The sequence below is a fragment of the Nocardia asteroides genome (genome assembly GCF_021183625.1).
In the GTDB taxonomy this organism is placed as follows: domain Bacteria; phylum Actinomycetota; class Actinomycetes; order Mycobacteriales; family Mycobacteriaceae; genus Nocardia; species Nocardia asteroides_A.
In genome coordinates this window covers 1,964,488-1,982,135 of the sequence record NZ_CP089214.1, presented here as the reverse complement: position 1 = coordinate 1,982,135, position 17,648 = coordinate 1,964,488, and the positions used below count along the sequence as shown (strand labels likewise).

Here is a 17,648-nt window from a genome sequence, read left to right as displayed (position 1 = left end):
GGTGCGTGACGGTCGCGCACCGCAGCCGCGTCGCGACGTGGCGCGTCAGATGGAGGCGGGATCAACCGATGGCTAATCCGTTCGCGAAGGCCTGGAAGTACCTGATGGCCCTCTTCGACTCCAAGATCGAGGAGCACGCCGACCCCAAGGTCCAGATTCAGCAGGCGATCGAGGAGGCCCAGCGGCAGCACCAGGCGCTCTCCCAGCAGGCCGCATCGGTGATCGGCAACCAGCGCCAGCTGGAGATGAAGCTGAACCGGCAGCTCGACGAGGTCGAGAAGCTGAACGCCAACGCACGGCAGGCCGTGCTGCTCGCCGACCAGGCCATCGCCGCGGGCGATACCGAGAAGGGCGTGCAGTACACCAACGCCGCCGAGGCGTTCGCCGCCCAGCTGGTCACCGCCGAGCAGTCGGTGGAGGACCTCAAGGTGCTGCACGACCAGTCGCTGCAGGCGGCCGCGCAGGCCAAGAAGGCGGTCGAGCAGAACGCCATGCTGCTGCAGCAGAAGGTCGCCGAGCGCACCAAGCTGCTCAGCCAGCTGGAGCAGGCCAAGATGCAGGAGCAGGTCTCGGCCTCGCTGCAGCAGATGGACTCCACGCTCTCCGCGCCGGGCAGCACCCCGAGCCTGGACGCCGTGCGGGAGAAGATCGAGCGCCGCTACGCCAACGCGCTCGGCTCCGCCGAGCTCGCGCAGAACACGGTGCAGGGCCGGATGCTCGAGGTGCAGCAGGCCAGCGTCCAGATGGCCGGGCACAGCAAGCTGGAGCAGATCCGCGCCTCCATGCGCGGCGAGTCGCTGCCGGCGGGCGGCGCCAACCCGGCCGTCGGCCAGGCCCAGCCGCAGCCCAATCCGGCTGTGCAGCAGGCCGACCTGAACAAGGGGCAGACCGCCCAGCAGTGAGCCCGCACCGGCCCGGCCGGTGCGGTTCGACCGAGAAGGGGAGGCCGGCCCGATGAGCCGCCAGCAGCCCGAGCCGGGCCCGACGTGGCTCGGCCGCGCGAAAACCACCGCCGTGCAGCAGGTCCCGGCGCCCGCGGCGGCGACGCTGCGGGACATCGGCGAGAACGCCCTGGTGGCGGTGCGGCGCTGGGCCGACCCGAGGGAGCGCGAGCTGCGCAAGCGGCGCCGGGCCCGGCGCACCAGCCTGCGGCTCGGCACCGCGGGCGGGCTCACCACCGTCGGCGCGGTCGGGCTGGCCGTGCTCTCCGCGCCGGTCTGGGCCGTCGTCGTGCTCGGCGGCGGCGCGGTGGCGCTGGTCACCGGCGGCGCGATCAGCGCGCGGCGCTACCTGCAGCTGCGGCAGCTCCCGCTGCCGCAGGCCGCCTACCGGCCGCGCAAACTGCCGCCGCCGCGCTCCGCCGCCCGCACCGCCGCTGGCAGGCTGGACCGGGCCGAGCGGGCCCTGCACGCGCTGGTCACCCAGATCGCGCGCACCGGACGGCTCCCGCTGGACGAGCTCGCCGACCTGCGCGAGACCGCGGGCTCCGGCGCCGCGGCGCTCGCCGCGCTGATCACCGACGTGCAGGCCATGGAGCAGGCCGCCGACGCCATCGGCCAGGCCAACCCCGCGACCGCGGGTTCGCTGCGCGACACCGTCCGCGCCGCGGTCACCCGGCTCGACGCCGGGGTGGCGGAGTACGAGCAGCTGGTCGCCGCAGCGGGCGGGTTGCTCGCGGTGCCGGAAACCGGTGTGGTGCACTACAATTTCGATCTCATCGTCGCCGACCTCAGGCACGCCGCGGACCGCCTCGACGGCTGGGCGCAGGCGCTCACCGAGCTCGCCGACGACGGCCGCGCCCCCCTTCCGCCGCACGGCCGGTAGCGTTTTCCGGCGCGGCTACCGGGCATCGGGCGGCACGGGTGTGTAATGTCCTGTCTCCGAACGGTTTCGGCAGAAGGACAGGAAAACTATGGCGCAGCGGGTGGTCGTGACGACGGTCGACGATTTCGACGGGGAGTCGGCGGCCGACGAGACCATCGTGTTCGGCCTCGACGGCGTCACCTACGAGATCGATCTGTCGTCGGCGAACGCCGAGCGCCTGCGCGCCGAGCTCGGGGAGTGGGTGCGGCACGCCCGCCGGGTCGGCGGCCGCCGCAGGCGGGCGGGCGAGCAGCCCGCCGCCGGGCGCGCGGGCGAGGACGCCACCGCCATCCGGCGCTGGGCCAGGGAGAACGGCTTCGACATCTCCTCGCGCGGCCGGGTGCCGGACGAGGTGGTCGCGGCCTACCGGACGGCGCATCCCGCGCACACCTGACAACGCCGCGGAGTAGGTATCCTCCAGTCCGGGAGGAGGTCGTTTCGTGGTGCTGCGCCCTGGCGAGATATTCGCCGGTTATCGCGTCCTGCGCCCGCTGGGGGCCGGTGGGATGGGCGCGGTGTACCTCGCCCAGCATCCGCGGCTGCCGCGGCGGGACGCGCTGAAGGTGCTCGACCCCGGGCTCGGGGCCGACCCGGAGTTCCGCGCCCGGTTCGAACGCGAGGCCGATCTGGCCGCCCGCCTGGAACACCCCAACGTGGTCGCCGTCTACGACCGCGGCGCCGAGGGCGAGACGCTCTGGATCGCCATGCGGTACGTGGACGGGGTGGACGCCGCCGAGCTGATCCGGCGCGGGCCCGCCGAGCTGCCGCCCGCGCGCGCCGTGCGGATCGTCGCGGCCGCCGCGCGCGGGCTCGACGCCGCGCACCGCAACGACCTGCTGCACCGCGACGTCAAACCGGCCAACATCATGGTCGCCGTCGACGACGAGGGGAACGACGTCGTCCGGCTCACCGACTTCGGCATCGCCAGGCCGCTCGACGCGCCCACCTCGCTCACCGTCACCGGCTCGGTGCTGGCCACCTTCGCCTACGCCGCGCCGGAGCTGCTCACCGGCGGCCCGGTGGACCGGCGCGCCGATGTGTACTCGCTCGGCTGCACCCTCTTCGAGCTGCTCACCGGCGGAAAGCCGTTCGGTTCGCGGCAGCCGGCCGCCGCCATGGCGGCGCACCTCTTCGAGCCCCCGCCCCGCGCCTCCGCGCTGAACCCCGCGCTGCCGCCCGCGCTGGACGCGGTGATCGCAAAGGCCATGGCGAAGGAGCCGGGGGAGCGGTTCGCGAGCTGCGGGGCGCTGGCGGAGGCAGCGGTGGCCGCGCTCGGCCCCGCGGGGGCCGATGGCGTGCCCCCTTCCGGGGTTTCGATGTCGTCCGGGTTCTCGGCGGCGGGGCCGGAAGGCAGTACCGGTTCACCGCTTGCCTATCGCGCGGGGAGCGCGGCCGGGTCGGGGCGTCCCGCTCCCGGACCCCCGGCCGCGGGCGCCCCCACCGGCCCGCCTCCCGGCGGTGCTTTCGTGAGCGGGCCGCAGCAGGCTCCCGGCTCCGCGCCTGGCAGGCGGAGCCGTTGGCCCGTCGCCGCAGGCGCCCTCGTGCTGCTCGGCATCCTGGCCGCGACGACGCTCGTTGTCTTCACCCGCTCCGACCCGACCGGCACCGCCACCCCCGCGACAACGACGGCCACCACCGTGCCGCCGACCTCCCGCCAACCGACGACCACGGCACCGCCCACGTCCGCGTGGGGCAGTGCCGCCTACATCGCCGGCGCGTTCCCCGGCCTGGTCCCGGCCGACCCGGAGGGCACCGGCTACCTCGGCATGCGCTGCGCGCTGAACGACGACCGCGGCGCCTGGCTGCACTGCCCCGCCGAGACCGACGACGGCTTCAACGTCAACATCCGCTGCGACCCGACCCGCCGCCCGGTCACCTACACCCGGGCGGGGAGCGGCTACGCCGCCCTGCACGAAGAGCGCTGGACCAGGCCGAGCGGCACCGGCAGCCTCCGCTACGCCACCGACACCACCGGCGGCTACGGCCTGCTCGACATCGCCTTCGACGACCCCGCCCGCAGCTTCTGCACGGTCGGCGCCTCCGGCGGCCGCGGCGGCCGGGACGTCTACGACCGCTGGTTCGCCGGCGCCCCGCTCTGAGGAGGGCCGCCCCCATGACCCTGACCCCGGGCACGGTGTTCGCCGGGTATCGCATCGAACGCACCCTCGGCGCGGGCGGCATGGGCACCGTCTACCTGGCGCGGCACCCGCGGCTGCCGCGCTCGGTGGCGCTCAAGGTGCTCGACCCGGTGGCCGGCGCCGACCCGGAGTTCCGCGCCCGGTTCCGGCGCGAGGCCGAGCTGGCGGTGCAGCTCGACCACCCGAACATCGTGGAGATCTACGACCGCGGCGCCGAGGACGACCTGCTCTGGATGTCGATGCGCTTCGTCGCCGGGCCGGACGTCGCCGAGCTGATCCGTGCCGACGGCGGCAGGCTCGACCCGCGGCGCGCGGTGCAGATCCTCACCCAGGCCGCGGCCGGACTCGACTCCGCGCATCGGCGCGGGCTGCTGCACCGCGACGTCAAACCGGCCAACCTGCTCGTCGCCGACGACGACGGGGCGGACCACGTCTTCGTCACCGACTTCGGGATCGCGCGCAGCCGCACCGACGACACCGCGCTCACCGGGGCGGGAGCGTTGATCGCCACGCTCGGGTACGTGGCGCCGGAACAGATCCGGGGCGACCCGCTCGACCATCGCGCCGACATCTACGCGCTCGGCGCCACGCTGTTCCAGATGCTCACCGGCGCGCTGCCGTTCACCCGCAGCACGCCCGCCGCGGTGCTCGGCGCGCACCTCATGGAGCCGCCGCCGCGAGCGTCCGCCGTGGTGCCAGGGCTGCCGGTCGGGCTGGACGCGGTGATCGCGACCGCCATGGCGAAGGATCGGGAGCAGCGGTTCCCGGACTGCCGCTCCTTCGCTGCCGCCGCCCGGGCCGCCCTCGACGCCGTGGTCTCGCAGGCGGTGTCACCCCTGGCCGGTGTGCCGATTCCGCCGGTCCGCCCGGCGAACGTCCCCGCCCCGAGCGACCCCACCCTGATCCGCCCGCACCCGGACCCGCCCATCCCGGCACCACCCCTGCTGCCGCCGGACGCCTCGAATCCCGTCCCGAGTGCACCGCAGCCGAGCGGTCCGGGGCTCGTCCGGGGTGTCCCGCAGCAGGTCGCCCACCTCGAGCCCGCGCCGGATCAGCGGCGAAGCCTCCTGTCCAACACCTGGTTCCGCGCGGCTGCGGCGCTCGCGGCGGTGCTCGTCGTCAGCACCGCCGTCACCCTCGCCGCCAGCCCGTCGACCGTCACCGGCACCGGCACCCCGGCCGAACCGACCGCGACGGCCACCACCGCCCCGCCGACGACGACCCCCACCACGACGCCGCGCCCGGCGAACCCCGCCTGGGGCCGCGACGCCGACCTCGTCGCCCTCTTCCCCGGCCTCCTCCCGCCGGACCCCGCCGCCACCGGCTACCGCGGCGCCCGCTGTACCAGCATGAACGTGCTGAACAACGGCGGCGCCCCCGCCCTGGAGTGCACCCAGGACGACGGCGTGAAGTACTACGTCTGGTCCTACCGCCGCGGCGACCCGCGCCGGGACAGTGACTTCACCACCAATATCGAGAACGCCACCACCCGCGAGGAGCCGTGGACCCGCCCCTCCGGCACCGGCCGGGTCCGCTGGAGCCACTACCCGGGCGCGAACACCGGCATGCTGACGGTCAAATTCGACGACCCCGCCCGCGCCTGGGTGGTCATCGACGCCAACTGGGACTTCCACACCGGCGACGACCTGTACCGGCGGTGGTGGCCGGAGCTCCCGCTCTGATCAGCGGGTCGGCGCCGCCTCCGCGCTGTCCGGCCGCTCGCCCGCGCCCCCGGCCCCGCGCGGCGGCTCCGCCCGCCACGCCTCCCGCACCCCAGGCACCCCGTCCTCGACCACGTACGTCGCCCTGGTCTCGATCGGCGCTCCCTGCCTGCGCACGTACGGCAGCACCCGGAAGTCGGTGCGCCACAGCTCGTGGTCGAGCTCGACCCGGACGTAGCCGCGCTGCCCGTTGAAGAACTTGATATCCGGGTTGGCGTCCAGCATCGTGCGCCCGCGCGGCGTCATGTCGGCACCGTCGCCACCGCTGGTGATCGAGGTGCCGGTGAACTCGGCCGCGACCACCGGCGAGTCGAGCTCGGCGTGGTCGCGGCGCAGGTCGGCGGCGTGGTTCTCGTGCCGGTCGCCGGTGATCACCACCATGTTCCGGCCGCCGAGCCGGGTGGCGGCGCCGAGCACGGCGGCCCGGTCGGCGAGGTAGCCGTCCCACGGGTCGGTGGGCAGCGCCACCTCGGGGCCGGTGTCCATGTCGGTGCGGCTCATCCCCACCTGGTTGCCGAGCACCTGCCAGCGCGCGGTCGAGTTCGCCAGTCCGTCCAGCAACCACTCCCGCTGCCCGGCGCCGAGGATGGTGCGCTCCGGGTTCGCGCGCTCGGCGCAGCCGGTCACCACATTGCCGTCGCCGCAGGCCTGCGCGGTGCGGTACTGCCTGGTGTCGAGCATGGTGAAGTCGGCGAGGTCGCCGAAGCGGTAGCGCCGGTGCAGCAGCATGGACGGCCCCCGCGGCAGCTGCGCCAGCCGCAGCGGCTGGTGCTCGTACATGGCCTGGAAGGCGGCGGCGCGCCGCTTCAGGAAGAGCGGCCGGAGCCGCTGCACGGTGACGCCGAGCCCGGGCGCATCCGCGGCCCAGTTGTTGTCCACCTCGTGGTCGTCCATGGTGACCAGCCACGGGAAGGCGGCGTGCGCGGCCCGCAGCGGTGCCTCCGCCTTGGCCTGCGCGTAGCGCAGCCGGTAGCCGCGCAGGTCGACCGCCTCGCCGCCGAGCTGCGGCTCCCAGACCTCCTGGCCCGCGCGGCCGCGCAGCCAGCCCATCTCGTAGATGTAGTCGCCGAGGTGCACCACCAGGTCCAGGTCCTCGCGGCTCAGGTGGTCGTAGGCGGTGAAGTAGCCGGAGGTCCAGGACTGGCAGGAGGCGAAGGCGAAGCGCATCCGCGCCAGCCGCTGCCCGAGCGCGGGCGCGGTGCGGGTGCGGCCGACCGGGGAGATCGCCGAACCCGCGCGGAAGCGGTAGTAGTACCAGCGGTCCGGCTCCAGCCCGCTGATCTCCGGGTGCACGCTGTGCCCGAGGTCGCGGGTCGCGACGGCGGTGCCGCGGGCGACCACCGCGCGGAACTGCTCGTCGTGCGCCACCTCGTAGTCGACGCTGATCGGTGCCAGCGGGGTGCCCGCGAGGCCGTCCGGGGCGGTGGGGTCGGGGGCGAGCCGGGTCCAGAGCACGAAGCCGTCCGGCGTCGGGTCGCCGGAGGCGACACCGAGCGCGAACGGGTCGCCGAGCCGGCGCGGCGCCGGGAACCGGGCGCTGCTCGCCGCGGCCGTACCGGCGAGCACCGCCAGGGCGGCGCCGCCGAACCGCCCGAACTGCCGACGCGAGATGGCCACACCGTCAGGGTACGTGCGGATACCGCCGGAGGCGGGGTCGGTGGCAACCCCGAAATCTACCCTGATATCAGTCTTCACCTGCTGTTTCGCCGCCGTTCGGCTGCCATGCTCGAAGCCGGGACGAATCGAAGGAGAGATGGCAATGGTGTGGAAGATCATCGGAGTGGTCGCGCTGGTGTGGATCGCGGTGGCGATCATCGGGGCGCTGCTGAAGGGGCTGTTCCCGCTGCTGGTGCTGGCCGTGATCGTCGGCGGGCTGTACCTGCTCTACAAGGCGGTGGTCGGGAGCGGAGACAACACGGTGCAGAAGTTGTAGCTCCGTGACGGCGGGCAAGCGGTAACTTCGGCGGGTATGCAGCAGCTTTCGGAGGACTGGCAGCGCGGGCTGGTGATCGCGGCCCACCCCGACGACATCGAGTACGGGGCCGCCGCCGCGGTCGCCCGGTGGACCGGCCAGGGGAAGGACATCGGGTACCTGCTGGTCACCAGCGGCGAGGCCGGGATGGCCGGGGTGCCGCCCGCCGAGGCGGGGCCGCTGCGCGAGCGCGAGGAGCGGGCCGCGGCCGCCGAGGTCGGGGTGCGCGCGGTGGAGTTCCTCGGCTACCCGGACGGCCGGATCGAGGAGAGCCTCGCGTTGCGCCGCGACCTGGCCGCCGCCATCCGGCGGCACCGCCCCGAGCTGGTGGTGCTCATGCACTTCGGCCCGGTCTGGGCGCCCGGCTACCCGAACAGCGCCGACCACAGGGCCACCGGCCGGGCGGCGCTGGACGCCGTCGCCGACGCGGGCAACGAGTGGATCTTCCCCGAGCTCGCCGAGCTGCCGCCGTGGACCGCGCGCTGGGCCGCCGTCTTCGAGCCGGGCGGCGACCACGCCGTCGACGTCACCGAGGTCATCCCGCAGGCGCACGCCTCGCTCGCCGCGCACCGCCGCTACCTGGAGGTACTCGCGCCGGGGCGGCCGGTCGAGGAGCAGGTCGCCGAGATCGTCGAGCGGGGGACGGGGCCGCGCGCCGACTTCCCGGCCGCGCGGGCGGTCGGCTTCACGCTGTACCACTTCCGCGACTGACCCCGCCGCAGCGGTGTGGCAGGGTGGGCGGATGCGCGTAGCCGTGGTGGCCGGACCCGACCCAGGACATGCCTTCCCCGCGCTGGCCCTGTGCGAGCGCTTCCGCGCCGCCGGGGACGAAGCGGTGCTCTTCACCGGCTCGCGCTGGTTCGAGACCGCCGCGGCCGCGGGGATCGCGGTGCGCCGGCTCAGGGGGCTGGCGCCGCGCGCCGTCGACGACGACGCCGACGCGGGCAGGCGGATCCACGAGCGCGCCGCGCACATCTCCACCGAGATCCTGTCCGACCTCGACGCCGTCGGCCCCGACCTGGTCGTCTCCGACGTGCTCACCGCCGGTGGCGGGATGGCCGCCGAGCGGCTCGGCGTGCCCTGGCTCGAGCTCTCGCCGCACCCGCTCTACCTGCCGTCGAAGGGGCTGCCGCCGATCGGCAGCGGGCTCGCCCCCGGCACCGGGGTGCGCGGGCGGGCCAGGGACACCGTGCTGCGCGCGCTCACCGCGCGCGACATCAGGGCCGGGCACCGGCAGCGCGCGGCGGCCCGCGAGGGGGTCGGGCTGCCCGGCGCCGATCCCGGCCCCGCCGCCCGGCTGATCGCCACCCTGCCCGCGCTGGAGGTGCCGCGCCCGGACTGGCCCGCGCGCACGCACGTGGTCGGGCCGCTGCTCTGGGAGCCGACCGACGCCGTGCTCGAGCCGCCGCCCGGCACCGAACCGCTGGTCATGGTGGCGCCGTCCACCGCGCACACCGGGGTCGCCGGGATGGTGGAGACCGTGGTCGAGGCGCTGGACGGCGCCGGGGTCCGGGTGGCGGTCTCGATGCTGGACGCCCCGCCGCCGGGGCTGCCCGGCTGGGTGCGCGCCGGGCTCGGCAGGCAGGACGTGCTGCTCCGGGAGGCCGCGGTGGTGGTCGGCGGCGGCGGGCACGGGCTGCTGGCCAAGAGCCTGCTCGCCGGGGTGCCGGTGGTCACCGTTCCCGGCGGCGGCGACCAGTGGGAGCTCGCCAACCGCGCCGCCCGCCAGGGCGGCTCGCTGCTGATCCGGCCGCTGACCGCCGCCGCCGTGCGGGCCGCGGTGCTGCGCGTGCTCGAGCAGCCCGGCTACACCGCCGCCGCCGGGGCCGCCGCGGCGAGCATCGCCGAGGTCGCCGACCCGGTCGAGCTGTGTCGCGGGGTGCTCCGGCGGGCCGCGGTGCGCTGAATCGCCGGCCCGCCGGTATCTTCGACACGGTGCGATTGACCGAATTCTCCGAACTCCTGCACACCGAATTCGGTGTGGCCAGGGGCGACACGCTGCTCGCCGACCACGTGATCCTCGCGCTCGGCGGGCGCACCGGGGCGCAGGCCATCGAGGCGGGGGTCGATCCCCGCGAGGTCTGGCGCGCGCTCTGCGCCGAGTTCGACGTGCCCCGCGGCCGGTGGTGACGGCCGCGCGGCGGGGCGGCTTGACTCGAACATTTGTTCGTCTAGGCTGAGCCCGGAACTTGTCGGTGCCGCGCTCTAGTGTGGGCGCCAACCACGAGGAAGCGCTTCTTCTCCCCCTGAGCCGGAGCGCCTACCACATCAGCTTCCCGAGTGAAGGGGATCGACATGGCACCACAGGCTTACGACCGCGACAAGGCACTGGAGCTGGCGCTCGCCCAGGTCGAGAAGAGCTTCGGCAAGGGCGCGGTCATGCGGCTCGGCGAGGAGGCGCGGCAGCCCATCTCGGTGATCCCGACCGGCTCCATCGCCCTCGACGTCGCGCTCGGCATCGGCGGGCTGCCGCGCGGCCGGGTCGTCGAGATCTACGGCCCGGAGTCCTCGGGTAAGACGACCGTCGCACTGCACGCGGTGGCCAATGCCCAGGCCGCCGGCGGCGTCGCCGCGTTCATCGACGCGGAGCACGCGCTGGATCCGGAGTACGCGAAGAAGCTCGGCGTCGACACCGACGCGCTGCTCGTCTCCCAGCCGGACACCGGTGAGCAGGCGCTGGAGATCGCGGACATGCTGGTGCGCTCCGGCGCCATCGACATCATCGTCATCGACTCGGTGGCCGCCCTCGTCCCGCGCGCCGAGATCGAGGGCGAGATGGGCGACAGCCACGTCGGGCTGCAGGCCAGGTTGATGAGCCAGGCGCTGCGCAAGATGACCGGCGCGCTCAACAACTCCGGCACCACCGCCATCTTCATCAACCAGCTGCGCGAGAAGATCGGCGTCATGTTCGGCTCGCCGGAGACCACCACCGGTGGCAAGGCGCTCAAGTTCTACGCCTCGGTCCGGCTCGACGTGCGCCGCATCGAGACGCTCAAGGACGGCAGCGACGCGGTGGGCAACCGCACCCGGGTCAAGGTCGTGAAGAACAAGGTCTCGCCGCCGTTCAAGCAGGCCGAGTTCGACATCCTCTACGGCCACGGCATCTCCAAGGAGGGCTCGCTCATCGACATGGGCGTCGAGCACGGCTTCATCCGCAAGTCCGGCTCCTGGTACACCTACGAGGGCGACCAGCTGGGCCAGGGCAAGGAGAACGCCAGGAAGTTCCTGCTGGAGAACATCGACGTGCGCGACGAGGTCGAGAAGAAGATCAAGGAGAAGCTCGGCATCGGTGCCGACGTGACCGCGGCCGAGGGCGCCGAGGTGCCCGCCGATTTCTGAGCCCGTCCGCAACCGCCGCGCTCGGCCCGATCCGGTGGACGAGGTCCGGCGGCGGTTGCGGGAACTGGAGAGCAAGCCGGGGGGAAGTGATCTTCCGCCGGACGGCCGCGGTGGTGCCGGCCGTCGGCGGGCGGGTCCGGTGGCGGCCGGGCCCGGGCGGGAGGAACCCGCGCCGTCCGGCTCCGGCCGCGCGGCGCAGGGGGGTGCCCCGCAGGGTGGGACGGTCGAGCAGGCGAAGGAAGCCTGTCTTCGCCTGCTCGCCGTCCGCGCTCGCAGCCGCGCCGAACTCGTGCAGCGGCTGTCCGCCAAGGGATTCGACGCCGAGGTGACGGCGGCCGCGGTCGACCGGCTCGCCGAGGTCGGGCTGGTCGACGACGCCGCCTTCGCCGAGCAGTGGGTGCAGGCCAGGCACACCTTCTCCGGGCGGGGGCGGGCCGCGCTCGCCCAGGAACTACGCCGCAAGGGGGTCGCGCCGGAGACGGCGGCGGCCGCGCTGGACGGCATCAGCGGCGACGACGAACAGGAGCGCGCCGCCGAACTGGTGCGCCGCAAGCTGCGCAGCCTGCCCGCGAGCGTCGACCGCGACACCGCACTCCGCCGGCTCTCCGGCATGCTCGCCCGCCGCGGCTACCCGGCCTCGGTCGCCTTCCCGGTGGTCCGCGCCGAACTCGACGCCGCCGGGTACAGCGGAGGCACCGAACTCGCGGAGGAGTGACCCGAGTCCGGGCGAATGCCCCCTCACCCCGGCGTGACCAGGGCGTGCAGGTGCATGTCGTGCCAGCCGTCCGCGTGCAACCCGGCCTCGCGCCGGGTCACCGGCGCCAGGGAATCGGCCGTCGCCGGGCATGGGGGGTGCCCGGCGACGGCCGGAGGTTACTTCTTGGTGATGTCCACACCCGGCGCGGCATCGGTGACCACCGAGTCGGCCGCGAGCACCGTGGTGCCCTTCTTCTTCCTGGTGCGCAGCCGCCGCTCCACCTGGGTGGCGACGAAGGTGAGCAGGCTGTTCAGCAGGATCATGACGAGCGCGACCACCATGAGCGCGGGGATGGTGTTGCTCTCCGACGACCCGAGCTGCTGCCCGGAGCGCACGATCTCGACGTAGGTGATCTGGTAGCCGAGCGCGGAGTCCTTGAGCGCCACCACCATCTGCGAGATCAGCGCGGGCAGCATGGCGGTGATCGCCTGCGGCAGCAGGATCAGCCTCATGAGCTGGTTCTTGCGCAGCCCGAGCGCGACCGCCGCCTCGGTCTGCCCGCGGGGGAGCGAGCGGATCCCGGCTCGCACGATCTCCGCGATCACCGACCCGTTGTAGATGGTGAGCGCGGTGACCACCGCGGCCAGCGCCAGATCCTCCGACATGAACAGGTCGTACTCGGCGAAGACCGCGAACAGGAAGATCATCAGGATCAGCACCGGGATGGCGCGCGACAGCTCGACCACCACGCTCGCGAACCAGCGCACCGGCCGGTGCTCGGAGAGCCGCAGGATGCCGAAGACCATGCCGACCACCAGCGCGAGCACGATGGAGAGCAGCGCGGCGACGATCGTGCCGCGCAGACCGGGCAGCAGGTAGGTCTTCCAGACCGAGGCCTCCAGGAACGGCGTCCACTTGTCCGCCGTGAACTGGCCCTTGTCCGCGAAGGCGGAGAGCGCCAGCCACAGCCCGGCGACCACCAGCACCAGCACGGCCGCCGTGTACAGGTGGTTGCGCAGCTTGGCCTTGGGGCCGGGGGCGTCGAAGAGGACCGAAGACGCGCCGCTCATCGGGTTACCTCGAATCGCTTGGCCAGCCAGCCGAAGAAGAGGCCGGTGGGCAGGGTCAGGATCACGAAGCCGAGCGCGAAGATCGCGCCGATCGCCAGCAGGTCGGCTTCCGTTTCGTTCATGGTCGCCATCAGCGCGGCCGCCTCGGCGACGCCGATCGCGGAGGCGATGGTGGAGTTCTTGGTGAGCGCGATCAGCACGCTGCCCAGTGGCGCGACCACCGCGCGGAAGGCCTGCGGCAGCACGATCAGCCGCAGGTTCTGGCTGAACCCGAGCCCGAGCGAGCGGCCCGCCTCGGACTGCCCGAGCGCCACCGTGTTGATGCCGGAGCGCAGTGATTCGCAGACGAACGCGGCGGTGTACACGCTGAGGGCGACGATGGCCCAGCGGAAGTTAATGGCGTTCAGCGTCGCGCCGCCCAGCGTGAGCCCCATGGTGGAGTACAGCCCGAGCGAGCAGAAGACGATGATCAGGGTGAGCGGGGTATTGCGGATCAGCGTGACGTAGGCGGCGCCGACGCCACGGGCGATCGGCACCGGCGACACCCGCAGCCCGGCCACGATCGTGCCGAGCACCAGTGCGCCGATGGAGGAGAGCAGGGTCAGCTGAATGGTCACCCAGAAGGCATCCAGTATCTGGTCGTCGTAGCGCGAGATCAGATCGAACACGAGCGCGCGTCCCTTGCGATCGAGGGTGGACAGGGAGGAAACACAGAGGGCGGCCCGGCAGGCCGGGCCGCCCTCGTCGAGCGGGTCAGTAGCGGTTGACCGTCGGCGGTGACGGGATCTGGTACCCGGTGGCGCCGAAGGTCTGGTTCAGCGCGTTGGCCCAGGAGCCGTCGGCGATCATCGCCTCGATGGCGTCGTTGACCGCGTCGCGGGTCTCCTGGTCGCCCTTCTTCAGCCCGACGCCGTAGTTCTCCGTGGTGAACGGCTTGCCGACCACCTTCAGCTGGCCGGGCGACTGGGCGGCGAAACCGGCGAGGATGATGTCGTCGGTGGTCACCGCGTCCACCGAGCCGCTGCGCAGCGCCTCGACGCAGAGCGAGTAGGTGTCGTACTCCTGCAGCTGCACGTCGTTGGCGTACTTGTCCTTGACGTTCTGCGCCGGGGTCGAGCCCTTGACCGAGCAGAGCTTCTTGCCGCCGGTCAGCGACTCCGGCCCGGTGATCGTGGTGTTGTCCGCCTTGACCAGCAGCGACTGTCCCGCCACGAAGTACGGCCCGGCGAAGTCGATCTTCTCCTTGCGCTTGTCGTTGATCGAGTAGGTGGCGATGACCAGGTCGACCTGGCCGTTCTCGATCAGCGTCTCGCGCTGGGCGGAGGGCGACTCCTTGAAGGTGATCTGGTCCGGCTGCACCCCGAGCTTGCCCGCCACGTACTTGGCGACCTCGACGTCGAACCCGCTGTAGGAGCCGTCCTTGTTGCGCAGACCGAGGCCGGGCTGGTCGAACTTGATGCCGATGGTGAGCTTGCCGTCCTTGGCGTTCGCCACGGCGGACTTGTCGGAGCCGCCACCACAGGCGGCCGTGCTCGCCACGGCCAGCGCCAGAGCGACCGCACCGATCCCGGTGCGCAACGCGCGGTTGATCCTCATCGAGTTCCTTCTCTCTATTCCTAGTGGCTCAGGATCTTGCCCAGGAAGTCCTTCGCCCGGTCCGATTTCGGCGCGGTGAAGAACGTCTCGGGCTCGGCGTCCTCGACGACCTGACCGTCCGCCATGAAGAGCACCCGGTCGCCCGCGCGCCGGGCGAAGCCCATCTCGTGGGTGACCACGACCATGGTCATCCCCTCCTTGGCCAGCGAGACCATCACCTCGAGCACCTCGTTGACCATCTCCGGGTCGAGCGCGGAGGTGGGCTCGTCGAAAAGCATGACCTTGGGATTCATCGCCAGCGCGCGGGCGATGGCGACGCGCTGCTGCTGCCCGCCGGAGAGCTGCGCGGGGTACTTGTCCGCCTGGTCGGCGATGCCGACCCGCTCCAGCAGCGCCACCGCCTGCTTGCGCGCCTCGTCCTTCTTGAGCCTGCGCACCTTGAGCGGCGCCAGCATGACGTTGTCGATGATCGTCTTGTGCGCGAACAGGTTGAACGACTGGAACACCATGCCGACATCGGCGCGCAGCGCGGCCAGTGCCTTTCCCTCGGCGGGCAGCGGGACGCCGTCCACCGCGATCTCGCCGGAGTCGATCGGCTCCAGCCGGTTGATGGTGCGGCAGAGCGTGGACTTGCCGGAGCCGGAGGGTCCGAGCACGATCACCACCTGTCCGCGCGGCACCTCCAGGTTGATGTCGCGGAGCACGTGCAGCGCGCCGAAGTGCTTGTCCACCTTGCGTATTGTGATCATCGGCGGGGCACCCGTCGGCGCAGCGGCGGGGATATCTCCGGTGGCCCCGGATACGGCGGCGTCGTCGGTCATGGTCACTGACCTTAAAGGGGAAACCGGGTTTTGCCCTGCTTTCAGTGACACACCGCCGCGCCGCGCCGATTCGACATATCGCCGTAACCTGGCGGTACCCTCGTCTGCTCACCCCCGGTGCCCCCCGTAGGCTGAGCGGGTGAATTCGATGGGACGGACGGCGGTGCTCCCGGCCGCGGAGGCCGGCTCCGGCCGCAGCTACGAGGTGCGCACCTTCGGCTGCCAGATGAACGTGCACGACTCCGAGCGGCTCTCCGGGCTGCTGGAGGAGGCCGGGTACGTCCGGGCAGTTCAGGGGGCGGAGCCCGATCTGGTGGTGCTCAACACCTGCGCGGTGCGGGAGAACGCGGACAACAAGCTCTACGGCACGCTCGGGCACCTGGCACCGGCGAAGGCGGGCCGGCCCGGCATGCAGATCGCGGTCGGCGGCTGCCTGGCGCAGAAGGACCGGGACACCATCGTCCGCCGCGCGCCCTGGGTGGACGTGGTCTTCGGCACGCACAACCTCGGGTCGCTGCCGGTGCTGCTGGAGCGTGCCAGGCACAACGCCGAGGCCCAGGTGGAGATCCTGGACTCGCTGGAGGCGTTCCCGTCCACGCTGCCCGCCAAGCGCGAGTCCGCCTACGCGGGCTGGGTCTCCATCTCCGTCGGCTGCAACAACACCTGCACCTTCTGCATCGTCCCCGCGCTGCGCGGCAAGGAGGTGGACCGGCGCCCCGGCGATGTGCTCGCCGAGGTGCAGGCGCTGGTCGACCAGGGCGTGCTGGAGGTGACGCTGCTCGGGCAGAATGTCAATGCCTACGGCGCCTCGTTCGCCGACCCGGCCGAGCCGCGCGATCGCGGCGCGTTCGCCAAGCTGTTGCGCGCCTGCGGCGACATCGACGGCCTGGAGCGGGTGCGCTTCACCTCGCCGCACCCGGCGGAGTTCACCGACGACGTCATCGAGGCGATGGCGGCCACCCCGAACATCTGTCCGCAACTGCACATGCCGCTGCAGTCCGGCTCGGACCGGGTGCTCAAGGCCATGCGCCGCTCCTATCGGCAGGCGCGCTACCTGGGCATCATCGACAAGGTGCGGGCCGCCATGCCGCACGCCGCGATCACCACCGACATCATCGTCGGCTTCCCGGGCGAGACCGAGGAGGACTTCGAGCAGACCCTCGAGGTCGTCCGGCGGGCCCGCTTCACCAGCGCGTACACCTTCCAGTACTCGAAGCGGCCGGGCACTCCGGCCGCCGAACTGCCGGACCAGCTGCCGAAGGCCGTGGTGCAGGCGCGCTACGAGCGGCTGATCGCGCTGCAGGAGGAGATGTCGCTGGCGGGCAACCGGGCGCTGGTCGGCGCCGAGGTGGAGTTGCTCGTCGCCGCGGGCGCGGGGAAGAAGAACGCCGCCACCGCCCGGATGAGCGGCCGCGCCAGGGACGGCAGGCTGGTGCACTTCCGCCCGGAGGGCGTCAGTGCTGACAGCCGCCGGGAGGGCGTCAGTGGTGACAGCCGCCCGGAGGGCTCGGGCATCCGCCCCGGCGACCTGGTGACCGTCACTGTGACCGGCGCCGCGCCGCACCACCTGATTGCCGACTCGCCGATCACCGCCCACCGCCGGACCAGGGCCGGGGACGCGCACGAGCGCGGGATCACCCCGAAGACCGCCCCCATCGGGGTCGGGCTCGGGCTGCCCGCCATCGGCGCCCCGGCCGCGCAGCCGGTGGCCGCCGGCTGCGCCACCGAGTGCGGATCGTGACCGGTCCCGCCGATCCCGGCGACGGGCCGGGCCGAGAAGGAGACGACGTGAATCCGGTCGAGAACCTGGAACAGATGCGCGCCGAGATCGACGCCGTCGAGCGGCGGGTCGCGGGGGAGATCGACCCGGGGGCCCGCGCGCTGGTGGTGGCGGTCGCGGTCTTCGCGCTGCTGATCTCGCTGGTGCTCGCGCACGCCGGGTCGGCGCGCGGCTTCGACGTGCTGCTCGGCACCGACGCGGCGCGGATCGAGCACATCGGGCTTCCCTCCCGGATCTTCGTCTGGTTCGTGACGGTCTTCGGGGTCGGCTTCTCGCTGCTCGCGCTGATGACCAGGCGCTGGGCGCTGGCCTGGGTCGCGCTCGCCGGGTCGGCGATCGCGAGTGCGTTCGGCGTCTTCTCCATCTGGCACCGGCAGACGCCCGGGCTGAACAACTACATCGGCGCGGGGCCGGGCGTCGGACTGATCATCGGCACCCTCGCCGCCGCCCTGCTCACCTTCCACTGGGTGAAGGTGGTCTGGAGCCGGACCGCCGTGCACCTCGCGGCCGAGGAGCAGCGGCGTGCCGTCGCCGCCGCCGCGGAGGAAGCGGAGCGCAAGAAGCGCTTCGGCGAACGCTGAGCCTGTCGCCGTACCGGCCGCACCCCGCGAGGTCGGCCCGGCACGCGTGATCCGCTTCCGGGGGCCTCGG

General features: G+C 72.9%; 18 protein-coding genes. 13 read left to right on the top strand and 5 right to left on the bottom strand.

Going from position 1 to position 17,648, the window contains the following annotated elements; genetic code table 11:
* Nucleotides 1-68: 68 nt before the first annotated feature.
* The 5 genes from LTT61_RS09610 to LTT61_RS09590 all read left to right on the top strand — a co-directional run bounded on the left by LTT61_RS09610 (nt 69) and on the right by LTT61_RS09590 (nt 5,683).
* Nucleotides 69-902, top strand: a complete 834-nt coding sequence (locus LTT61_RS09610) for a PspA/IM30 family protein (RefSeq protein WP_233019585.1) — start codon at nt 69-71, stop codon at nt 900-902.
* 52 nt (nt 903-954) lie between these two features.
* Nucleotides 955-1,824, top strand: a complete 870-nt coding sequence (gene pspM / locus LTT61_RS09605) for a phage shock envelope stress response protein PspM (protein WP_233019584.1) — start codon at nt 955-957, stop codon at nt 1,822-1,824.
* Between the two features lie 88 nt (nt 1,825-1,912).
* Nucleotides 1,913-2,257: a histone-like nucleoid-structuring protein Lsr2 gene (locus LTT61_RS09600; RefSeq protein WP_233019583.1), complete on the top strand. Its 345-nt coding sequence runs from the start codon at nt 1,913-1,915 to the stop codon at nt 2,255-2,257.
* A 46-nt stretch (nt 2,258-2,303) separates the two neighbouring features.
* Nucleotides 2,304-3,962 (top strand): serine/threonine-protein kinase, encoded by a 1,659-nt coding sequence (locus LTT61_RS09595; RefSeq protein ID WP_233019582.1) that lies wholly within the window; start codon nt 2,304-2,306, stop codon nt 3,960-3,962.
* 14 nt (nt 3,963-3,976) lie between these two features.
* Nucleotides 3,977-5,683: a serine/threonine-protein kinase gene (locus tag LTT61_RS09590; protein ID WP_233019581.1), complete on the top strand. Its 1,707-nt coding sequence runs from the start codon at nt 3,977-3,979 to the stop codon at nt 5,681-5,683.
* Here LTT61_RS09590 and LTT61_RS09585 read toward each other — a convergent pair whose 3' ends face one another.
* Nucleotides 5,684-7,339 (bottom strand): alkaline phosphatase D family protein, encoded by a 1,656-nt coding sequence (locus LTT61_RS09585; protein ID WP_233019580.1) that lies wholly within the window; start codon nt 7,337-7,339, stop codon nt 5,684-5,686.
* Between the two features lie 142 nt (nt 7,340-7,481).
* Here LTT61_RS09585 and LTT61_RS09580 point away from each other — a divergent pair, with 142 nt between their 5' ends.
* The 6 genes from LTT61_RS09580 to recX all read left to right on the top strand — a co-directional run bounded on the left by LTT61_RS09580 (nt 7,482) and on the right by recX (nt 11,748).
* Nucleotides 7,482-7,655, top strand: a complete 174-nt coding sequence (locus tag LTT61_RS09580; RefSeq protein WP_233019579.1) for a hypothetical protein — start codon at nt 7,482-7,484, stop codon at nt 7,653-7,655.
* A gap of 36 nt (nt 7,656-7,691) precedes the next feature.
* Nucleotides 7,692-8,405, top strand: coding sequence for a PIG-L deacetylase family protein (locus LTT61_RS09575; RefSeq protein ID WP_233019578.1), 714 nt, complete (start codon nt 7,692-7,694; stop codon nt 8,403-8,405).
* A 31-nt stretch (nt 8,406-8,436) separates the two neighbouring features.
* Entirely contained in the window at nt 8,437-9,600 is a 1,164-nt protein-coding gene (locus LTT61_RS09570; protein ID WP_233019577.1) for a glycosyltransferase, read from the top strand.
* A gap of 29 nt (nt 9,601-9,629) precedes the next feature.
* Nucleotides 9,630-9,824 (top strand): DUF3046 domain-containing protein, encoded by a 195-nt coding sequence (locus tag LTT61_RS09565; RefSeq protein ID WP_233019576.1) that lies wholly within the window; start codon nt 9,630-9,632, stop codon nt 9,822-9,824.
* A 165-nt stretch (nt 9,825-9,989) separates the two neighbouring features.
* Nucleotides 9,990-11,033 (top strand): recombinase RecA, encoded by a 1,044-nt coding sequence (gene recA, locus LTT61_RS09560; RefSeq protein WP_233019575.1) that lies wholly within the window; start codon nt 9,990-9,992, stop codon nt 11,031-11,033.
* 139 nt (nt 11,034-11,172) lie between these two features.
* On the top strand, nt 11,173-11,748 hold the full coding sequence (gene recX, locus LTT61_RS09555) for a recombination regulator RecX (protein ID WP_233019574.1): 576 nt from the start codon (nt 11,173-11,175) through the stop codon (nt 11,746-11,748).
* Nucleotides 11,749-11,906: 158 nt separating this feature from the next.
* Here recX and LTT61_RS09550 read toward each other — a convergent pair whose 3' ends face one another.
* From LTT61_RS09550 to LTT61_RS09535, 4 genes are all read right to left on the bottom strand, one after another.
* Nucleotides 11,907-12,800 (bottom strand): amino acid ABC transporter permease, encoded by an 894-nt coding sequence (locus LTT61_RS09550; RefSeq protein ID WP_233019573.1) that lies wholly within the window; start codon nt 12,798-12,800, stop codon nt 11,907-11,909.
* A complete protein-coding gene (locus LTT61_RS09545; RefSeq protein ID WP_233019572.1) occupies nt 12,797-13,468 on the bottom strand; it encodes an amino acid ABC transporter permease in 672 nt (223 codons plus the stop codon). Before LTT61_RS09545 ends, LTT61_RS09550 begins: the two co-directional genes overlap by 4 nt.
* 85 nt (nt 13,469-13,553) lie before the next feature.
* A complete protein-coding gene (locus LTT61_RS09540) occupies nt 13,554-14,396 on the bottom strand; it encodes a glutamate ABC transporter substrate-binding protein (protein WP_233019571.1) in 843 nt (280 codons plus the stop codon).
* A gap of 20 nt (nt 14,397-14,416) precedes the next feature.
* Nucleotides 14,417-15,145: an amino acid ABC transporter ATP-binding protein gene (locus LTT61_RS09535; protein ID WP_233019570.1), complete on the bottom strand. Its 729-nt coding sequence runs from the start codon at nt 15,143-15,145 to the stop codon at nt 14,417-14,419.
* A gap of 220 nt (nt 15,146-15,365) precedes the next feature.
* Between LTT61_RS09535 and miaB the strand changes: the two genes are divergently transcribed.
* Together miaB and LTT61_RS09525 are read left to right on the top strand one after the other, a co-directional pair.
* Nucleotides 15,366-16,958: a tRNA (N6-isopentenyl adenosine(37)-C2)-methylthiotransferase MiaB gene (gene miaB / locus LTT61_RS09530; RefSeq protein ID WP_233020933.1), complete on the top strand. Its 1,593-nt coding sequence runs from the start codon at nt 15,366-15,368 to the stop codon at nt 16,956-16,958.
* A complete protein-coding gene (locus LTT61_RS09525; RefSeq protein ID WP_420094759.1) occupies nt 16,955-17,578 on the top strand; it encodes a hypothetical protein in 624 nt (207 codons plus the stop codon). The genes miaB and LTT61_RS09525 overlap by 4 nt, the downstream gene beginning before the upstream one ends.
* The last annotated feature ends 70 nt before the right edge of the window (nt 17,579-17,648 follow it).